This is a genomic window from Streptosporangium oxazolinicum (assembly GCF_039537505.1).
GTDB classification, from domain to species: Bacteria; Actinomycetota; Actinomycetes; order Streptosporangiales; family Streptosporangiaceae; genus Streptosporangium; species Streptosporangium oxazolinicum.
The window spans coordinates 476,232-493,628 of the sequence record NZ_BAABAQ010000001.1 but is presented as its reverse complement, the minus strand read 5'-3'; the positions used below and the strand labels follow the sequence as shown (position 1 = coordinate 493,628).

Annotated in this window: 16 protein-coding genes; all 16 read left to right on the top strand. The window is 71.6% G+C overall.

Annotated elements, in window-relative coordinates; all coding sequences use genetic code 11:
- The first annotated feature begins 275 nt into the window (after window positions 1-275).
- The 16 genes from ABD817_RS02305 (at window position 276) to ABD817_RS02230 (ending at window position 17,300) form a co-directional block, all read left to right on the top strand.
- Window positions 276-1,286 carry a DMT family transporter gene (locus tag ABD817_RS02305; RefSeq protein ID WP_344914459.1) on the top strand — a complete coding sequence of 337 codons (1,011 nt, stop codon included), beginning with the start codon at window positions 276-278 and terminating at the stop codon, window positions 1,284-1,286.
- Window positions 1,283-1,906 carry a GntR family transcriptional regulator gene (locus ABD817_RS02300; RefSeq protein ID WP_344914458.1) on the top strand — a complete coding sequence of 208 codons (624 nt, stop codon included), beginning with the start codon at window positions 1,283-1,285 and terminating at the stop codon, window positions 1,904-1,906. Before ABD817_RS02305 ends, ABD817_RS02300 begins: the two co-directional genes overlap by 4 nt.
- 58 nt (window positions 1,907-1,964) lie before the next feature.
- Window positions 1,965-2,315, top strand: coding sequence for a hypothetical protein (locus tag ABD817_RS02295; RefSeq protein WP_344914456.1), 351 nt, complete (start codon window positions 1,965-1,967; stop codon window positions 2,313-2,315).
- A 244-nt stretch (window positions 2,316-2,559) separates the two neighbouring features.
- On the top strand, window positions 2,560-4,014 hold the full coding sequence (locus ABD817_RS02290; protein ID WP_344914455.1) for a sugar transferase: 1,455 nt from the start codon (window positions 2,560-2,562) through the stop codon (window positions 4,012-4,014).
- Window positions 4,014-5,081: a glucose-1-phosphate thymidylyltransferase gene (locus ABD817_RS02285; RefSeq protein WP_344914453.1), complete on the top strand. Its 1,068-nt coding sequence runs from the start codon at window positions 4,014-4,016 to the stop codon at window positions 5,079-5,081. The genes ABD817_RS02290 and ABD817_RS02285 overlap by 1 nt, the downstream gene beginning before the upstream one ends.
- A complete protein-coding gene (gene rfbB / locus ABD817_RS02280) occupies window positions 5,078-6,148 on the top strand; it encodes a dTDP-glucose 4,6-dehydratase (protein ID WP_344914451.1) in 1,071 nt (356 codons plus the stop codon). Before ABD817_RS02285 ends, rfbB begins: the two co-directional genes overlap by 4 nt.
- On the top strand, window positions 6,145-7,002 hold the full coding sequence (rfbD, locus tag ABD817_RS02275) for a dTDP-4-dehydrorhamnose reductase (protein ID WP_344914449.1): 858 nt from the start codon (window positions 6,145-6,147) through the stop codon (window positions 7,000-7,002). Before rfbB ends, rfbD begins: the two co-directional genes overlap by 4 nt.
- 180 nt (window positions 7,003-7,182) lie before the next feature.
- Window positions 7,183-8,508 carry a methyltransferase domain-containing protein gene (locus ABD817_RS02270; protein ID WP_344914447.1) on the top strand — a complete coding sequence of 442 codons (1,326 nt, stop codon included), beginning with the start codon at window positions 7,183-7,185 and terminating at the stop codon, window positions 8,506-8,508.
- Entirely contained in the window at window positions 8,505-9,458 is a 954-nt protein-coding gene (locus ABD817_RS02265) for a sugar phosphate nucleotidyltransferase (protein WP_344914445.1), read from the top strand. The genes ABD817_RS02270 and ABD817_RS02265 overlap by 4 nt, the downstream gene beginning before the upstream one ends.
- The gene (locus ABD817_RS02260; RefSeq protein ID WP_344914443.1) at window positions 9,455-10,105 is read left to right on the top strand and encodes a PIG-L deacetylase family protein; all 651 of its coding nucleotides are present in this window, start codon (window positions 9,455-9,457) and stop codon (window positions 10,103-10,105) included. Before ABD817_RS02265 ends, ABD817_RS02260 begins: the two co-directional genes overlap by 4 nt.
- Window positions 10,106-10,110: 5 nt before the next feature.
- Entirely contained in the window at window positions 10,111-11,217 is a 1,107-nt protein-coding gene (locus ABD817_RS02255; RefSeq protein ID WP_344914441.1) for an NAD-dependent epimerase/dehydratase family protein, read from the top strand.
- 104 nt (window positions 11,218-11,321) lie between these two features.
- On the top strand, window positions 11,322-12,584 hold the full coding sequence (locus ABD817_RS02250) for a DUF4910 domain-containing protein (protein ID WP_344914439.1): 1,263 nt from the start codon (window positions 11,322-11,324) through the stop codon (window positions 12,582-12,584).
- A complete protein-coding gene (locus tag ABD817_RS02245; RefSeq protein ID WP_344914437.1) occupies window positions 12,581-13,684 on the top strand; it encodes a hypothetical protein in 1,104 nt (367 codons plus the stop codon). Before ABD817_RS02250 ends, ABD817_RS02245 begins: the two co-directional genes overlap by 4 nt.
- Window positions 13,681-15,270 carry a lipopolysaccharide biosynthesis protein gene (locus ABD817_RS02240; protein WP_344914435.1) on the top strand — a complete coding sequence of 530 codons (1,590 nt, stop codon included), beginning with the start codon at window positions 13,681-13,683 and terminating at the stop codon, window positions 15,268-15,270. The genes ABD817_RS02245 and ABD817_RS02240 overlap by 4 nt, the downstream gene beginning before the upstream one ends.
- Window positions 15,271-15,326: 56 nt before the next feature.
- Complete coding sequence (locus ABD817_RS02235) at window positions 15,327-16,220, top strand: glycosyltransferase family 2 protein (protein WP_344914433.1); 894 nt, start codon at window positions 15,327-15,329, stop codon at window positions 16,218-16,220.
- A 183-nt stretch (window positions 16,221-16,403) separates the two neighbouring features.
- Entirely contained in the window at window positions 16,404-17,300 is an 897-nt protein-coding gene (locus tag ABD817_RS02230) for a phytanoyl-CoA dioxygenase family protein (RefSeq protein ID WP_344914431.1), read from the top strand.
- Window positions 17,301-17,397 lie beyond the last annotated feature (97 nt).

The following is a 17,397-nucleotide window of genomic DNA, read 5'->3' as shown; positions in this document are numbered from 1 at the left end:
CCGCCGAACTACCCGCGCGCGAACCCGTGAAAACGGGATGACGGGCGTGTCTTCCCCACCCCTCACCCCCGCCCTTCACCCGCACCCTTCACCCGCTCGGCGCCTCGTCTCCCCATCCGTTCCATCTGTCTCGCCCGGCTCCTCGTCTGCCGACTACCTCGCTCCTCTCCGCTTCGCCCTGGACGCCTCACCCCTTCGCCGGTCCCGTCCCCGGCTCTCCGGCCGCAGGAGAAATACATTGTCTAGTTGTCATACAATCTGCCTACAATCGGCCCATGAAAATCGCCGTGATCGGAGCCGCCGTGCTCTGGGGGACCGCGGGAACCGCGGGCCTGCTCGTCGCCGGGGTCGATCCCGTCTCCCTCGCCGCCGCCCGCCTGGTGATCGGCGGCCTGGTCCTCGCGGCCGTCACCGCGCCCGCCGCGCCGCTCCTGCTCCTCACCTCGGGCTCCCCCTCCGGTCCCGCTACGGGCTCTGCGGGCTCCCCCTCCGGTCCCGCTACGGGCTCCGCGGGCTCCCTCGGAGGCCCTCCAGGGGGCCTCTCCGGGGCGCGGGAGGGCGGACGCCCGGGGACACGGCTCGGCCCGCTCGTGGCGGCGGCGGTGGCCGTGGCGGCGTACCAGCTGTGTTACTTCGCCGCGGTCGACAGGACCGGGGTGGCCGTGGGCACCGTGGTCGCCATCGGCAGCGGTCCCGTCTTCACCGGGCTGCTGTCCTGGCTGCTCGACCGCGTGCGGCCCGGCCGCCGCTGGGCGGGGGCGACCGCGGTGGCGATCGCCGGCTGCGCCGTGCTCACCGGCGGGGGAGGCGAGGTGCGGGCCGACGGCGTCCTGCTCGCGCTGCTCGGCGGCCTGCTGTACGCGTTCTACGCGGTCACTGCGGCGCGGGCGATCGGCGCGGGAGCCCCCTCGGACGCGGTGATGGGGCTGATGTTCGGCGGGGCCGCCGTCGTCATGGTGCCCGTCCTGCTGTGGACGGGCACCGGCTGGCTCGCCGAGCCGCGCGGCCTGCTCACCGCCCTCTACCTGGGCTGCGCCACCACCGCGCTGGCCTACTTCCTGTACGGGAGGGGGCTGCGCACGACCCCGGTCGCGACCGCCGCCACCCTCGCCCTGGCCGAGCCCGCGGTGGCGGCCCTGCTCGGCGTCGTCGTACTCGGTGAGCGGCTCGCGCCCGCCTCGGTCGCCGGTCTCGTCCTGCTCGGTGCCAGCCTGGTCGCGGTCTCCCTGCCGGGGCGCGTCCACCCCGGAAGCCGGGACCGGGAGGCAATAGGGTCGTCGGCGTGACTCTCCCGCTCCATCCCGTCTCCGCCGTCGGCGCGCTCGCCGACGCCCTGCGTCGGCGGGTGCTGTCCGGCGAGATCGCCCCGGGCACCACGCTGCCGGAGCAGGAGCTCTCGGCCCTGTACGGGGTGGCCCGCCCGACCGTCCGGGAGGCGCTCGCCGTGCTCGTGCACGAGGGGCTGCTCAGGCGCGAGCGGCACCGCAGCGCCCAGGTGGCCGAGGTGACCGTGGCCGACCTGGACGACCTGATGTTCGTCCGGCGCCCGCTGGAGGAGCTGACGGCCACTTCGCTGGCGGGGCGGCGGGTCGGGGAGGCCGACGCGGCGCTGGCGCGGATGGCCGCGCTGCCCGCCGACGCCCCCTGGTCGGAGATGGTGGCCGAGCACATGGCCCTGCACCAGGCGCTGGTCGTCGCGGTGGGCAGTCCCCGGCTGGAGCGGCTCTACGGCATGCTGGCCGCCGAGACCAGACTCGGCCTGGTCAGGCTGCGCGAGGTCTACCCCGACCGGCACGTGCTGGTCGCCGAGCACGGGAACCTGCTCGACGCGATCGGCCGGGGTCCCGGGGAGGTCGCCAGGGAGGCGGTCGCCGCGCATCTCGATCACGGCTGGGGTGATCATTAGATGCCGACTTGCATGGTTCTATTGCACGCGGAGCCCTGAAGTCGTCACAATCGCGCCCATGCACGGCAACTCAGTGCCGGACTCCTACGTATATGTCACCGAAGAAGGCGTGACCCGTCACTACGCGGACGGCAGCGTTGACGCCCTCGCGTGGGAGGACGTCGTCGAGGTGCGGGTAGTGGGCGATACGGACTCGGACATCCTGTACATCCTTCTTGATCGACAGGGTGAGGGGTGCGTGGTGCCTCACTCGGCGACCGACGGGACCTTCCTCGCCCGCCTCCGATATCTCCCGGATTTCGATCTCGACAGGCTCGGCGCGGCGGTGGAGTCCGCGCGCGACGATTACGTCGTCGTATGGCGCAGTCCCGAACCGCCTTCGGCTCTCCCGGATTTTGAATACGACTAATTTCCAATTATTTCCGATATGTGGCGGTAAACGTACACGTTTGGACCGTTCCGTCAAGATGCCATCTCTGCCGCAGTTCGGCCAATAGTGGACAGTGGCCGGTATTCCCCTGCTCAATGGTGATCACTAGTATTTCCCTGGGTATCCACGCTCCCGATGCATTAGGGAATGCTGTCAACCATTGAATGGGATGTGCGGCACCCTATTCGGTCGCGCCGGGGCATCTTGGGTGGGACGGGGTGGTATGAGAGTGGAAACCGAGGAGCTCTTACCCGGGCTTCTCAAAGGTGCCGCACGCACTGCTCCAAGCATTTGGACGCGCTCTTATGTGCGTATTCTGCTTGCCGGAGACGTCACATGTTCCGTGATCGCCTGTGAGACCGTCCTGGGGGTCCGGCTGTGGTTCGGCGCCTTCATTCCCGGGACGGAAGCCCTGCTCGGGCTGGGTCTCTCCCTGGTCTGGCCGCTGGCTTTGGCGTCGGGGGGCGCCTATCGCGGGCGTACACACGGTGAGGGGACGGACGAATTCCGAGCGGTTTTCAATGGGGCCGCCGGTCTGACAGCCGCTGTTGCGATCGGTGCGTATATCACGCAAACTCCGATCGCCCGCAGTTTCGTCATGGCGATGTTTCCGCTCGCTTTCGCCCTCACCCTCCTCTTTCGCTACCGGATGCGCAAACGGCTCCACCGCAGGCGCTCGCGCGGCGACTACATGCGCCATATGGTCGCCGTCGGACATCGTGAGTCGGTGCTCGATCTGGTGATGCAGTTGCGCAGGCAACCGCACCACGGCATGACCGTCGTCGCCGCGTGCCTGCCCGCGGGACCTGATCTGGTGGAGGTCGACGGGATTCCGGTCCTCGGCAACTTCTCCGACGTCCCCACCGTGGTGGCCGAGGTCAACGCCGACGCCGTCGCCGTTCTGGCCTGCCCGGAACTGGACGGCGCGGCGCTGCGCAGACTCGCCTGGAGCCTGGAGGACGCCCGCACCGACCTGTTCGTGGCGCCCGCGCTGATGGACGTGGCCGGCCCGCGCATCAGCATCAGCCCGGTCGCCGGCATGCCGCTCCTGCACGTCGAGCACCCCGACTTCCGCGGCGCCCGGCGGCTGGCGAAGAGCCTGTTCGACCGGGCGGGGGCGGGCCTGGCCCTGCTGACGCTGGGGGCGCCCATGCTGGCGATCGCCGCGCTGATCCGCGCGACGAGCCCGGGACCCGCCCTCTTTCGCCAGGTCAGGGTAGGTAAGGGGGGCGCGGAGTTCCATGTCGTGAAATTTCGCACGATGGTGGTCGACGCGGAGCGGCTCAAGATCGACCTGGAGCGCGAGAACCAGTTCGACGACGTCCTCTTCAAGATTAGGAACGATCCAAGGATCACCCGTGTGGGCGCCTTCCTGCGCCGATACTCCATCGACGAGCTGCCCCAGCTGCTCAACGTGCTGCGCGGCGAGATGTCCCTCGTCGGCCCGCGCCCTCCCCTCCCCGACGAGGTCAGGCAGTACGGCGCCGACGTACGCCGCCGCCTGGTCGTGAGGCCCGGCATGACCGGCCTGTGGCAGGTGAGCGGGCGCTCGGACCTGACCTGGGAGGAGTCGGTCCGCCTGGACCTCCGCTACGTCGAGAACTGGTCGCTCTTCCTGGACCTGCAGATCCTCTGGAAGACCTGGAGCGCCGTGACCCGCGGGGAAGGGGCCTACTAGTGAAAGCGCTCGTGCTCGCCGGAGGGTCGGGCACCCGGCTGCGGCCGATCACCCACACCTCCGCCAAGCAACTCGTCCCCGTCGCGAACAAACCCGTGCTCTTCTACGGGCTGGAGGCCATCGCCGCCGCGGGCATCCGCGAGATCGGGATCGTCGTGGGCGACACGCACGCCGAGATCGAGGCGGCCGTCGGCGACGGCCGCGCGCTCGGCCTGGAGGTCACCTACGTCCGCCAGCGGGCACCGCTGGGCCTGGCCCACGCGGTGCTCGTCGCCCGCGACTACCTCGGCGACGACGACTTCGTCATGTATCTCGGCGACAACTTCATCGTCGGCGGCATCAACGACGTCGTCGAGCGCTTCGCCCGCGAGCGGCCCGCCGCCCACATCATGCTCACCCGGGTCGGAGACCCCCGGCAATTCGGGGTCGCCGAACTCGACGCCACCGGCCGGGTGATCGGGCTGGAGGAGAAGCCGCCCGTTCCCAAGAGCGATCTCGCCCTGGTCGGCGTCTACCTGTTCACCGCCGCGATCCACGAGGCGGTGGCCGAGATCAAGCCCTCGTGGCGCGGGGAGCTGGAGATCACCGACGCCCTCCAGTGGCTGATCGCCGACGGGCGGAGGGTCGAGTCCTCCGTCATCTCCGGCTACTGGAAGGACACCGGGAACGTCACCGACATGCTGGAGGTCAACCGGCTGGTGCTGGAGTCCCTGGAACCCCGGGTGGACGGCCTGGTCGACGACGCCAGCCAGCTGATCGGCCGGGTGGTCGTCGAGGCGGGCGCCGAGATCGAGCGGTCCCGTGTCGTCGGGCCCGCGATCATCGGTCCCGGAGCCCGGGTCCGCGACAGCTACATCGGCCCCTTCACCTCGATCGCGGCAGGCTGCGCGATCAGCGGCAGCGAGATCGAGTACTCGATCGTCCTGCCCAGGTCCTCGATCGCCGGGGTCTCGCGCATCGAGGCGTCCCTCATCGGCCACGACGTCGAGGTCACCCCCGCCCCCACCACCCCCAGAGCCCACCGTCTCGTGCTGGGCGATCACAGCAAGGTCCAGATCAGTTCATGACAACAGCCGACAGGGGGACGACCCCCACCCCATCGAAGGTCCTGGTCACCGGGGGAGCCGGATTCATCGGCTCCCACTTCGCCCGCGTGCTCGCCGCGAGCGGGGCCACCGTGACGGTCCTCGACAAGCTCACCTACGCGGGCAACCCGGCCAACCTGGAGGGGACGCCCCACGACTTCGTCCTCGGCGACGTCTGCGACACCGGGCTGCTGGCCGGGCTGGTCCCCGGCCACGACCTCGTCGTCAACTTCGCCGCCGAGTCCCACGTCGACCGGTCGATCGACGGCGCCGCCGACTTCGTACGGACCAACGTCCTCGGCACGCAGGCGCTGATGCAGGCCTGCCTGGAGGCGGGCACCCCGAGGGTGGTGCAGGTCTCGACCGACGAGGTGTACGGGTCGATCGACGAGGGTTCCTGGGACGAACGCGCCCGGCTCAGCCCGCGCTCGCCCTACTCCGCGGCGAAGGCGAGCGGCGACATGGTCGCCCAGGCGTACGCGGTCACCCACGGCCTGCCGGTCTCCATCACGCGCTGCGGCAACAACTACGGTCCCCGCCAGTATCCGGAGAAGCTGATCCCGCGCTTCATCACCCACCTGCTGCGGGGCCGCAGGGTCCCGCTCTACGGCGACGGCGGCAACGTCCGCGACTGGGTCCACGTCGACGACCACTGCGCGGGCATCCGCCTCGTCGCCGAGCGCGGCGAACCCGGCGAGGTCTACCACATCGGCGGTACGGCGGAGCTGAGCAACGTCGAGCTCACCGCCAGGCTCCTCGACGCCTGCGGCGCCGGGTGGGGCATGGTCGAGCGCGTCCCCGACCGCAAGGGGCACGACCGCCGTTACTCCCTGGACGACTCCCGGCTCCGCGCGCTCGGCTACCGGCCGTCCGTGTCGTTCGAGCGCGGACTCGCGGAGACGGTCCGCTGGTACGAGGAGAACCCCGGCTGGTGGGAGGCCATCGCGGGGGAGGCGGGTGCCGGGGGCTCGGCAGGCCCGGTGGGTTCGGTGGGTTCGGCGGGGATGGCCGGTGCGGCGGGCGGGCGGCGGGGAGGCGAGACCGGATGACCCGCTGGATGATCACCGGCGCCTCCGGCATGCTCGGAACCGAGCTCGCGGCCCGCCTGCGCGTCGGGGGACAGCCCGTCCTCGCGTTCCGCAGGCACGAGCTGGACCTCCGTGACACGGCCGCCGTACACCACCTGGTCGAGGCGTGCAGGCCCGACGTCGTGGTCAACTGCGCCGCGTGGAACGCCGTCGACGAGGCGGAGACACGAGAGGACGAGGCGCTCGCGGTCAACGGCACCGGGGTGCGCGCGCTCGCCGAGGCGTGCGGGCGCGTCGGCGCGCGGATGATCCAGCCCTCCAGCGACTACGTCTTCGACGGCACCGCGCTGGACCCCTACCCCGAGGACGCGCGCCCCCGCCCGATCAACGCGTACGGCAGGACCAAGCTCGCGGGCGAGCGCGCCGTGCTGGAGACGCTGCCGTGCGGCGGCTACGTGGTGCGCACCGCCTGGGTGTACGCCGCGACCGGCCACAACTTCATCCGTACGATGACCCGCCTGGAGGGGGAGGGGGCGGCCCCCGGCGTCGTCGGCGACCAGTTCGGCCAGCCCACCTGGGCCGGGGACCTGGCGGCGAGGATCGTCGACCTGGCCGGGAGCGGGGCGCCGCCCGGCGTCTACCACGCCACCAACTCGGGCCAGACGAGCTGGTACGGCCTGGCCAGGGAGATCTTCACGCTGCTCGGCGCCGATCCCGTCCGGGTGACGGAGATCTCCTCCAAGGACTTCCCGCGCCCCGCGCCCCGGCCCGCGTACAGCGTGCTGGGACACGACGGCTGGCGCAGGGCCGGGCTGCCGCCGATGCGGCACTGGAGAGAGGCGCTGAGGGAGTCCCGTGTGCTCGCGGCGGGCTAGCGGGAGCGGGGCCGGTCCGTGGTGCCGGGGGACGGGCCGGACACCGTCCGCCCCGCCGCCGGTGGAGCGGCGTACGGAGGGGACGCCGCGCATGAGACGGCGTACGGAGAGGACGCCGCGCACGAGAACGACCCAGTCGGAGAACCGTCGGACCGCGTCACGCGGCGAGGGAGCGCATTCATGACAACCTGCAGGCTGTGCGGCTCGGCGAGCCTCGCCAGCGTCGTCGACCTCGGGGCGACGCCGCCCTGCGAGCGGTTCCTCACCGAGCGGCAGCTGGAGGAGCCCGAGGTCACCTACCCGCTGCACCTGCGGGTCTGCACCGGCTGCTGGCTGGCGCAGATCCCGCCGATGATCACGCCGGAGGAGACCTTCACCGAGTACGCCTACTTCTCCTCGTACTCCACCTCGTGGGTGGAGCACGCGCGGGAGTTCGTGCGCGGGGCGGTCGATCGGCTCGGGCTGGGGGCCGGGTCGTTCGTGGTCGAGGTGGCGAGCAACGACGGATACCTGCTGCGGCACGTCGTCGAACGGGGCATCCGGTGCCTGGGCATCGAGCCGTCGGAGAACGTCGGCCGGGCGGCCAGGGACGCCGGGGTGACGACCTACACGGCGTTCCTCGACCCGGGGACCGGCGCGGCGGTGCGCGCGGAGCACGGGCCCGCCGACCTGGTGGTGGCCAACAACGTCTACGCCCACATCCCGGACGTCATCGGGTTCACCAAGGGGCTGCGCGCCCTCGTGGCCGATGACGGCTGGGTCTCCATCGAGGTCCAGCACCTTCTCACGCTGATGGAGCGCAACCAGTACGACACGATCTACCACGAGCACTTCCAGTACTACACGGTCGCCTCCGCCCGGCGCGCGCTGGCCACCGGCGGGCTCGTTCTCGTGGACGTCGAGTCGCTGCCCACGCACGGGGGCTCGATCCGCCTGTGGGCCAGGCCGCTGGAGGCCGTGAACGGGCCGGGCGGGCGGAGCGGGCCGGACGGACAGGGCGAGCCAGGCGGGCAGAACGGGCGGAGCAGGTCGGACGGGCAGAGCAGGCCGGGTGGGCCGGGCGGGCGGGTGGCCGCGCTGCTCGCGGCGGAGAAGGCCGCCGGTCTGCACGAGCTGTCCGGGTACGCCGAGTTCGGCGAGCGGGTGGCGCGGGTGCGGCGGGACCTGCTGGGCTTCCTCCTCGACGCCGCCCGCGAGGGCAGGACCGTCGCGGGCTACGGCGCGCCGGGCAAGGGCAACACCCTGCTCAACCACTGCGGCATCCGGCCCGACCTGCTCCCCTTCACGGTCGACCGCAACCCGTACAAGCACGGCAGGTTCACCCCCGGCACGCGCGTACCGATCCTGCCGCCCGAGCGGCTCGCCGAGGAGCGGCCCGACTACGTGCTGGTCCTGCCGTGGAACCTCCGCGAGGAACTCGTCGGCCAGCTGTCCTTCGTACACGCCTGGGGAGGCCGGTTGGTCTTCCCCATCCCCAATCTGGAGATCGTCGAGGTGAACCCGTGAAGGTCGTCCTCTTCTGCGGCGGATACGGCACCAGGATGCGCACCGGCACCCCCGGTGACGCGCCCAAGCCCATGCAGCTCGTGGGACCCCGGCCGCTCATCTGGCATGTGATGCGCTACTACGCGCACTTCGGGCACACGGAGTTCATCCTCTGTCTGGGGTACGGCGCGCACCACATCAAGGACTTCTTCCTGAACTACCAGGAGACGACGTCCAACGACTTCGTCCTGCGCGGCGGCAGGATCGAGCTGCTGTCCACCGACATCTCCGACTGGTCGATCTCGTTCGTGCAGACCGGGGTCGCGTCGCCGATCGGCGAGCGGCTGCGCCGGGTCCGCGACCACCTGGACGGCGAGGAGATGTTCCTGGCCAACTACGCCGACGTGCTCACCGACGCGCCGCTGCCGGAGATCGTCGACCGCTTCACCCGGTCGGGCGCGGGCGCGTCGATGATGGTGGTGCCGCCCTCCGACACGTTCCACTGCATCGAGCTGGGGGAGCGCGGCACGGTCGGCGGGATCACGCCGGTCAGCGAGATGTCGCTCTGGGTCAACGGCGGATACTTCGTGCTCCGCCAGGAGATCTTCGACCACATCCCGGTGGGCGGCGACCTCGTCGCGGACGGCTGCGCCGAACTGGCCAAGCGCGGCAGGCTGCTCGCCTACCCGCACCGCGGCTACTGGCGGCCCACCGACACGGTCAAGGAGCGGGTGGCCCTCGACGAGGCCTACTCGCGCGGCGATCGCCCCTGGGCGCTGTGGGAGCACGAGCGTGCGGTGGTGTCCGGTCAGGTGCCCGTGCCCATGCCCGTACGCGGACCGGTGGCGGTTCTGGAGCGCGAGCGCGGGCCGGTGCTCGGACAGATGCCCGGGTACGGGTCCGCGGCGGTGCTTGAGGGGGGACCGTCGGTGGCGCTTGAGGGCGGGTCCGCGGCGGTGACGGTCACGTGATCCGGTTCCGGGCGGCCAGAACGGGCCGGATCGCGCTGCTCGCCGCGCACTGCGACGACCTCGCCATCGGGGCGGGCGGCAGCCTGCTCACCCTCTGCTCCGCGCGCCCCGGCGTCCGGGTGGACGCCCTGGTGCTCTCCGGCGGCGGGACCGAGCGGGAGGACGAGGAGCGCGCCGCGCTGGACGCCTTCTGCCCCGGCGCCGACCTGCGGCTCACCGTGCTCAAGCTGCCCGACGGGCGGCTGCCCGCGCGCTGGGAGGAGGCGAAGGAGGCGGTGGAGGGGTTGCGGGCGCGCACCGACCCCGACCTGCTGTTCGCGCCGAACCCCGCCGACGCCCACCAGGACCACCGGGGCCTGGCCAGGCTGGTGCCCACGGCCTTCCGCGACCACCAGGTGCTCGGCTACGAGATCGCCAAATGGGACGGCGACCTCGGGCGGCCCACGGCCTACCAGCCGCTCACCCCCGAGATCGCCGAGGCGAAGGTGGGCCTGCTCCACCGCCACTACCCCTCGCAGCGCCACCGCTCCTGGTACGACCGCGAGGCGTTTCTGGGGCTGGCCCGCATCCGGGGGGTCGAGTGCCACGCCCGCTACGCCGAGGCGTTCCACGTCAACAAGCTGACCTTCGATCTGGCTGGAGGCTGAACCGGATGCGCGTGCTGCTGACCGGGCACCAGGGCTACCTGGGGAGTGTGATGGTCCCGGTGCTCGCCGCCGAGGGCCACGAGGTGACCGGGCTCGACTCCGGGCTCTTCGCCGGATGTCTGCTGGGCCCCGCGCCCGACGACCCGCCCGGACACGCCGTCGACCTGCGGGACGTCACCCCCGGGATGCTGGCGGGGGTGGACGCGGTGGTGCACCTCGCCGCGCTGTCCAACGACCCGCTGGGCGCGCTGGCGCCCGAGCTGACCTACGACATCAACCACCGCGCCGCGGTGCGGCTCGCCCGGCTGGCCCGCGACGCGGGCGCGCGCCGGTTCCTGTACGCCTCCACCTGCTCGGTCTACGGCGCCTCCGGCCCGGACCTGGTCGACGAGGACGCGCCGCTGCGCCCGGTCACCCCGTACGCCGACTCCAAGGTCCGGGTGGAGAACGACCTGCTCACGCTGGCCGACGACGACTTCAGCCCGGTGTTCCTGCGCAACGCCACCGCGTTCGGGTTCTCGCCCAGGCCGCGCGCGGACATCGTGCTGAACAACCTCGTCGGGCACGCGCTCCTGTCGGGGGAGGTCAGGGTGCTGTCCGACGGCACCCCGTGGCGCCCGCTGGTGCACGCCGCCGACATCGCGAACGCCTTCGCCATGGCGCTCGCCGCTCCGCGCGACGCGGTCCACGCGAGGGCGTTCAACGTCGGCACGGAGGAGAACAACGTGACGGTGGCGGAGATCGCCGCCGAGGTCGCCGAGGCGGTGCCCGGCTCCAAGGTCGTGATCACCGGGGAGACCGGGGCCGACCCGCGCTCCTACCGGGTCGACTTCTCCCGCATCCGCGACGCGCTCCCCGGCTACCGGGCGCTGTGGACGGTCAAGGCGGGCGCGGTCGAGCTGGTCGAGGCGTACGGGAGGTTCGGCCTGACCGAGGACGGCTTTCAGAGCCGCTTCACCAGGCTGGCGTGGCTGTCGGCCCGGCGCGAGGCAGGAACCGTCGACGACGCCCTGCGACCGCGCGAAACGGCCGGTGGCGACGGTGCCCCAGCCCAGGGTGGGGCGGCCGGTGGTGACGGGGTGCCGGTGGCCGTGCGGGGCGGCGAACGGTGACGGGCGACACCGGCGGCCCGGCACCGGCACCGGCACCGGCACCGACACCGACATCGGGAGCGAGAGCGGGAGCGGGAGCGGGGAGCGGTGACGAGGCGCGCGAGATGCACGCCCTCGTGGAGCGGCTCTACCCGCTCTGCAGGAGCATCACCGGCGACGGCGTGCGCCGCACCCTGGAGATCGTCGGGGAGTCCCTCCGCCTTCAGGTCCGCGAGGTGCCGACGGGCACCCAGGTCCTCGACTGGACGGTGCCCAGGGAGTGGAACATCCGCGACGCCTACGTCAAGGACGCCTCGGGGGCCAGGGTCGTCGACTTCGCCGCGTCGAACCTGCACGTGGTCGGCTACAGCGTCCCGGTGGCGGCCACCATGTCCCTGGACGAGCTGCGCGGGCACCTGCACACGCTCCCCGAGCAGCCCACCCTGGTCCCGTACCGCACGAGCTACTACGCGGAGACGTGGGGCTTCTGCCTCGCCCACGACACCCTGGAGGGGCTCCCCGACGGGCCGTACGAGGTCATGATCGACTCCACGCTCGCCGACGGGCACCTGACCTACGGCGAGTACGTGGTGCCCGGCAGGGTCGCCGAGGAGGTGCTCGTCTCCTGCCACGTGTGCCACCCCTCGCTCGCCAACGACAACCTGGCGGGGATCGCGGTGGCGGTCCGGCTCGCCCGGCGGCTGGCCGGGTCCGACCCGTGGTACACCTACCGCTTCCTGTTCGCGCCGGGCACCATCGGCGCGATCACCTGGCTGGCGCGCAACCGGGAACGCATCGGGCGGATCAGGCACGGCCTGGTGCTGGCCTGCGCGGGAGACCGCGGCCCGCTGACGTACAAGCGCAGCAGGCGGGGTGACGCCGAGATCGACAGGGCCGTGCGGCACGTCCTGCGGAGCTCGGGGCGCGCCCACACGGTCGTGGACTTCTCCCCGTACGGCTACGACGAGCGGCAGTTCTGCTCGCCCGGCTTCGACCTGCCCGTCGGCTCGCTCACCAGGACCCCGTACGCGGGCTACCCGGAGTACCACACCTCCGCCGACGACCCGGACTTCGTCTCCCCCGAGGCGATGGCCGACACCCTGGAGACCTGCTGGGAGGTCACCCGGGTGCTCGAGGGCAACCGCGCCTACCTCAACCTCAGCCCGTACGGGGAACCGCAGCTGGGCAGGCGGGGCCTGTACGGGTCGCTGGGCGGGCGCAGCGACACGAAGGAGACCCAGATGGCGATGTTGTGGGTGCTGAACCTCTCCGATGGGAGGCACAGCCTCCTGGACATCGCGGAACGGTCGGATCTTCCCTTCGGCGCGGTGGCGGAGGCGGCACGGGCCCTTCGCGGTTCGGGACTTCTCAAGGAGTGTTCGCTGTGACGCGGTTCCAGGTCGTGACGGGCTCCCGGGCGGGCTCCAGGGCGGGCGGGGCGCTCAACCTCCGGGTCGGCGAGACGGTGGAGGTGCTCGGCGAGGCCGAGATCATGGCCACGCTGGACGAGAGGGGGGAGCTGGACGAGCTGCCCTTCATGCCGGAGATGCTGGCGTTCTGCGGGCGGCGGCTCACGGTGCACAAGGTGGCGCACAAGCTCTGCGACACGATCAGCAGCAGCGGCATGCGGCGGATGGAGCGTGCCGTCCACCTGACCGGGGCCCGCTGCGACGGGCGGGCGCACGGCGGCTGCCAGACGGCCTGCCAGTTCTACTGGAAGGAGGCCTGGCTCAAGCGGGTGGACCCGGCCTCCCCGGACTCTCCCGTCACGGATCCCGCTACGGATCCCACTGCGGGTCCCACTACGGATCCCGCTACGAGCCCCACTGCGGGGAACGGTCTCGCCGAGGGAAGGCCCCTGCTGCCGATCCTGCGGGCCGCCACCAGGAAGGAGCCCGGCCCCGACGGGGAGGAGCGCTTCTCCTGCCAGGCGACCGAGCTGCTGCGCGCCGCGCCCACCTGCCTGCCGTTCAAGGACGTCGGACAGTACGTCGCCGACGTGCGGACCGGGAACGTGGGCGTGCCCTGGATGCTGCGTTCGTTCCTCGTCGGGCTGTTCAACCGCTTCCAGCGGGCCAGCAAGCGCGTCCTGCCCAGATGGCTGTGGATCAGGGGCGGGATGCGCTGGGGGTTCGTCAGGGGTGAGGCGGGGGCCACCACCCCGACGCTCACCCTGGACCTGCGGCCCGGAGAGCTCGTCCGGGTCAAGTCCAAGGAGGAGATCCTCAGGACGCTCAACGACGGCCTGCTCAACCGCGGCATGGGGTTCGAGGAGGAGATGTCGCGCTACTGCGGCCACGTCGCGCGGGTGAGTGCCCGCGTCGAGAGGTGCCTGGACGAGAAGACCGGCCGGATGCTGCGGATGAAGAACCCCTGCATCATCCTGGACGGCGTCGTCTGCGCGGGCGCGTACAACGTCAGCTGCCCGCGCGAGTTCGTGCCGTTCTGGCGGGAGATCTGGCTCGAACGCGTCGAGGAGCCCCGTTGAGCGGGTCCTTCCACGAAACGGGCGGCGAGACGGGCGCGGTCGGTACGGCCGGTGAGGCCGACTCGGTCGGCGGGGCCGATGGCGTCGGCACGGCAGGTGAGCAGGTCGGGACGATCGGCAGGAAGGCCGGTCGCGGGTTGCGCTGGAGTCTCCTGGGCAACCTGGGGACGAAGGCGACCACCTTCGTCACGGGACTCGTGCTCGCCCGGCTGCTCGTACCGGAGGACTTCGGCCTCTACGCCATCGCGCTCGCCGCGACCACCTTCGTCATGCACGTCAACGACGTCGGCATCATCGCCGCCACCGTGCAGTGGCGGGGCAGGGTCGAGGACATGGCGCCGACGGCGACGGTGATGGCCATGGCGTTCAGCGCCGGGATGTACGGGATCTTCTGGGTGGTGGCCCCGTACTTCGCGGAGCTGGCGGGCAGCGCGGAGGCCACCCCGGTGGTCCGGCTGCTCACCGCGATCATCCTCATCGACGGCGTCACCGCCGTGCGGGCGGGCTCGCTGATGCGCGGCTTCGGGCACGACAGGCTGACCAAGGCCAACATCGCGGGCTCACTGGTCAACGCCGGGGTGGCCGTCACGCTCGCCGCGAACGGCGCCGGTGCCTACAGCTTCGCCTGCGGGCAGGTGGCCGCCAACACGGTCACCGGCGCGCTGGTGCTCGCCTGGGCCGGGCTGCCGTTCCGCCTCGGCTTCGACCGGGAGGTGGCGGTGAGGCTCCTGCGGTTCGGGGCGCCGCTGGCCCTGGGACTCGGCATCGAGGCGGTGCTGATGAACGCCGACTACGTCATCGTCGGCGCCGTGCTCGGCCCCGTCGCCCTCGGTTTCTACCTGCTGGCGTTCAACGTCTCCAGCTGGGTGCCCAGCGTGATCGGGACCGCCCTGCGGTACGTCACCGTGCCCAGCTTCTCGCGGCTGGCCGAGCAGCGGCCGGAGTCGCTGTCGCTGGGGGTGCAGCGTTCGGTGCCGTTGCTGGTCGCGTTCGTGCTGCCGGTCGCCGTGGTGACGGCCACGCTGGCCCCGGAGATCGTGGCGTTCCTCTACGGCGAGAAGTGGGCTCCGGCCGCCGGGGTCCTGGCGCTGCTGGCGGTCCTGATGGTCGTGCGGATGCTCATTTCCCTCGCCTTCGACATCCTCACCTCGGCGGGCGCCACCAGGGCCACCGTGTGGATGAACCTCGGCTGGGCCGTGACGCTGGTACCCGCGCTGTGGGCGGGCACGCACTGGTACGGCATCCGAGGCGCGGCGATCGGGCACGCGCTGGCCGGTGTCCTGGTCGCCCTGCCGGTGGCGGCGCTGGTGCTGAGCCGTGCCGGGGTGCGCCTGGCACCCGTCCTCCCGGCCCTGGTACGCCCGCTGCTGGGCGCGGTGGTCGCGGCGGCCGTCACGGTGACGCTCGCCGGTCTGACGAGCGGGGTGACGGATGAGGTGACGGGTGGCGGGGTGACCGCGGGCTCCGCGTTCGTCCGGCTCTGCGTGGCCGGTGGCGGGGGGTTGCTCGCGTACGTCCTGGTCGTCGTACCCGTGACGCGGCTCAAACGGTTCGGCGCACGGGTGATCCCGGCCCGCGCCCGCTGACCGCCGGCAGGACCCGCGAACCCAGGAACCTACGAACCCACGAGAGGAGAGACCGGATGGAGAACTCCGACACGCTGGTGTCCATCGTGCTCCCCGTACGCAACGGGGCGGGGCGGATCGAGGGCGCGGTCCGTTCGGTGCTCGGCCAGGACCACGAACGCCTCCAGCTGGTGATCTCCGACAACGCGTCCACGGACGGCACCGAGGAGATCTGCCGCGACCTGGCCGCGACCGACCGCCGGATCCTCTACCGCAGGCACCCGGAGAACGTGGGCCTGTTCGACAACTTCGTCCGTACGACCGCGCTGATCGAGGGCACGTTCTTCCGCTGGGTCGGCGACGACGACCGGCTGGAGCCCGCGTGCGTCTCCCGGTCCCTCCAGGTGTTCGCCGAGGACGACCGGCTCGTCCTGGTCACCACGCAGGTCGCCTACACCGGCCCCGACGGGACCGTCACCACCGCTCCCCTCGACCGCTCCGGCCTGGCCTCGGACGACCCGGTCGAGCGGTTCGCCGAGATGCTGCGGCTGCTCAACGAGAGCCACCTGCTCATCGACCCGCTGTACGGCACACTGCGGCGCGACCCCCTGGCGAGGATCCCCCGGCGGAACATGCTCCGCGAGGACGAGGTGTTCGCGGCGAAGCTCGCGCTGGCCGGACCGTGGGGACACGTCCCCGAGGTCCTCGCCCACCGCAACTGGAAGCACGACACCCTGTCCGCGATCGCCCGGCGCCTCGACGTACCGCCCTGGCGGGCTCGCTGCTCCACCCTCCTGCAGTGCGGGGAGCTGTTCCGCTGGCTGCGGGGGGCCGGTCTCACCGCCGACCAGCACCGTCGCGCCCGCGCGGCCGTAGTCGGCATGTACGCGCGTCGCCAGCGGCTCACCGCGGCCCGCCGGGGCCGCAGGCTCGCGCTGATCGCCTCGGGGCTCGTCCCCGGCGGGCGGTGAGCGATGTCCCTTCACCAGGGCGGGGCCGTCACCTCCCGACTCCCAATGTCCGACTCCCGGAACCACGGAACCCGACTCCCGATTTCCGGAGCCCGGGACGACAGAGCCCGGAACCACCGACACCGGGGTCGCCGGAATTCCGGCGATCTCCCCGACTTCATCGATCCCGGAAAGGAGAACCCCGTGACCACCGTCTTCTCCAACAGCGTGGTGGACGACGACACGCGCAGGGAACTGCTCTACCAAGGGCAGGTCTTCGTCTACTCGGCGACGCCCGCCTCCGCGTTGCTGGCCGCCTTCGCCAGGGAGCTGATCGCCGAGGCGTTCGGCGAGCGTGACCCGGAGACCGCCCAGTTCGACATGCCGGTCGAGGAGTTCGCCGCGTTGCTCGCCCGGCTCAAGCCCCGGTTCATCCATCACCCCCGGTGCAAGGAACTGCTGCCCTCGGTGCTGGAGGAGCTGGGCTGCGACCTGGACCGCACCTACTTCGACGTGCCCCGGCTTCGCACCTCCACCTCCCACGACTACCTCACCTCCGGCATCTCCTACGCCTTCCACCCCCATCGCGACTGCTGGTACTCGGCCCCGTTCAACCAGCTCAACTGGTGGATCCCCGTCTACGAGGTGGTCCCGGAGAACGTGATGGCCTTCCATCCCCAGTATTTCGGCAGCCCGGTGCGCAACGGCAGCGCGCGCTACGACTACGCGGAGTGGAACAGGACCAGCCGGGTCACCGCCGCCCAGCACGTACGCGGTGACACCAGGGACCAGCCTCGTCCCGAGGAGGCCGTCGTGCTCGACCCGCAGGTGCGGGTGGTGCCGGAGCCGGGGGGCGTCATGGTGTTCTCCGGAGCCCAGCTGCACTCCACGGTGCCCAACACCTCGGGCAGGACCCGCTTCAGCATCGACTTCCGCACGGTGCACATCGACGACGTACGCACCCGCCGTGGCGCCCGCAACGTGGACGCGGAGTGCACCGGTACCACCCTGCGTGACTTCGTACGCTCCTCCGACCTCGACCCGATGCCGGAGGAACTGGCGCTGGAGTACGAGGCGGAGGCCCTGACCAGGGCCGGGTGAGCGGCGGAGCCATCGCCACGCCGTCGTGACGCCCGTACTGACAAGGAGTTCGTGTGCTGCGATCAACAAGCATCGTGTCCTGGGCGGCTGGCGCGCT